The organism is Rhizobium sp. P1_E1 (assembly GCF_056406015.1).
Window position 1 is genome coordinate 1 of record NZ_JBFUAY010000414.1, and the last position, 2,289, is coordinate 2,289.

Annotated in this window: 2 protein-coding genes; both read right to left on the minus strand. The window is 56.6% G+C overall.

All coding sequences use genetic code 11. The features are described 5' to 3' along the window. The coding region (locus tag AC1D1Z_RS36490) for an NAD(P)-binding protein (protein WP_477853686.1) at positions 1 to 1,039 on the minus strand (1,039 nt) is incomplete at its 3' end. A 116-nt stretch (positions 1,040 to 1,155) separates the two neighbouring features. Further along, entirely contained in the window at positions 1,156 to 2,271 is a 1,116-nt protein-coding gene (locus AC1D1Z_RS36495; RefSeq protein WP_477853688.1) for a nucleotidyltransferase family protein, read from the minus strand. Positions 2,272 to 2,289 lie beyond the last annotated feature (18 nt).

Sequence of the window (2,289 nt, forward strand, 5' to 3'; positions counted from 1 at the left end):
CGTCGCCCCTGCTGAACTTCTGCCGCGGGAACCAGGGACGATCAGCCTTTCCGACTTCAAGCGCTTGGGATATGGAAGGGCGATCTAGGAATTCGGTGAGTGGCTGCCATGTCGCCGTCGTATCGCTCCCCAACCGCTGTTGCAAATCGGCCCAAATCTGTCGACCTCTGTCGAGATTATTCCCGCCGAAGCGCGCCAGTAAACCGAAATTGGAGTAGCCGGTCGGGGGTCCGTCCGACCGACCGGAAAGAGCAGCAGTGCCACCATAGGGGATCATCCAAACCTCCCCGTCGCGACAAGTGCAAAAGGTTCGCACTTCCGTACACGCCGCATCGAGAATGTATTTCACGTCTGGGCGTTTAACGGCGTTAAGGAACCCAACTCCGTTAGGATGTTCGATACGGATACCAAACTCGTATCGCAGGTCGGTCATGGCGATCGGCGCCGTCATCATGGACCGTAGTGCCTGCGGACCGAAGCGCCCAGTTGCGATCGCAAGATGGGTGAAAAACTCCTCTCTCAGATCGCCGTCCGCTCCACGACTTTGCACGAGGTAGCCTTGTGGCGAGGGAATGATCATTTCCACGCGCGTGTTGGCCAAGATGAGGTTGCTGAACTCATGCATCATGGCGGCTATCAGCGCGTTTCGCTGCGCCAACGAGCCGTAGGTCGACGGATAGTCCTTGCATATCATGGGCTGGCCCGTGCCGAGAAAGCTGGTTTCGGTGTCCGGATCAAAAGGGGGCGCCGGAATGCCCACCTCCGCCAGCTGGCGTTCGATTGCGCCATAGGCATCCTCAAGACGGCAACGGCCCTCTAGCGTGTAAAGATGTGTGCCGGATGGAAAAAAGCTGAACTTGCCGTCGGAGAAAAGGCCGGCACCACCAATTCCGCTTCCTAGATGGTCTGCCACGTCATGCTTACGTTCTGCAAGCGTACGGCCAGCCTCGAACAAGAGGAATTTAATACGCTGTTTGGCAAGAGCCTGGCCAACTGCCAGGCCGGCCGGCCCTCCACCGATTATTGCTACGCGTTCCACCGTTTGCTCCTCATATAAGGATCGGCTTGCCAGGCGGCGACCACCTTTGATCGCTAGCTGCAATAGCTTAGCCATGTTGTAATTGCCGTGCCGCAAGGCCGGCCGCGGGTCCCGCCTCAAGCGAGCTGAAGATCACTGATGACTGTACGCGATAACAGCTTAGGGACAATGTCTCCGAAGTCCGCTTCATCCGGCCGTCCTTGCTGATCTGGCATCAGAAGCGCCAACACCTTCAAAGGAACCGGCGCATCAAAGAGGCGACGAACCTGTTCAAGGACGTAGAAGATTGCAGCTGAAAAGCCGTGCTTGCCGGCAACCGCAAGCAACTCGGGCCAGTCGATGTCCTCGGCATGAAGGCGCAACAGCGCGTCGATGTCGCCCAGCATCTGCAATTTCAGGGTGCCATGTTGGTAGGCTTCAAAATAGATGCGGGCAGCGCTGAACCACAGAACGCTAGTCAGCGACTGACAATGCACTTCTCGACCGAGCAACCTGCGGGGACCGGCGCCGCGCCAGACGTCTACCTCCTCCATGCCAGCTCCAAGACTGAAGTGGATGTCGACGAACACCGGCATCCGCACCGAGCCATCGTCTTGGACGAAGGATTTGATCTGCCGCGTTCGCCATTCTGGCGCGATTAGGGTCGTATCGAACTTCGGCCGAATCTCCTCGACCATAGTGACTGAATGTAGCGCGTACTTATGCTCGAGCGTCTGGTGTGTGATCTTGCGGAACATGTGTGTGAAGACACCATCCGCCGGATTGAATACTCCGTGCTGATAACCCAATCGGTAAAGCTCTTTCTGCACTCGCCAGACATCTGCTTTGCGCACCATAATGTCCAAATCCTGCATCGGGCGCAGTGCCGGGTCGGAATATAGCAGAGCTGCCAATAGAGGACCCTTGAACAAATAGTGTTCCAGATCGCACGCACGAAAATGTCCTAGAAGTTCACCAAGGCGACGGAATTGTACCTCGCTCCGCGCCTTCGACAACTGCGACCACATATGTATGTAGTGGACGACCCATTCTGGTGTCCGGGGAAGCAAGGCTAGTCTATTGAGGTGGAAACCGCACAACRGCAATGTCTGATAGCTCTCGGCACGCCAAAGGACGAATGACCAATCCAGATCCGAATCGACAATCCGCTGCAGGCGCACGTCATCGGAGGGCGTCAGGTCCGGTCTACAAGTCAGTAGGAGAAAAGTCTCCTCTCGGGACAGCTGAACCATTGTTGCTCTCCTTCTATC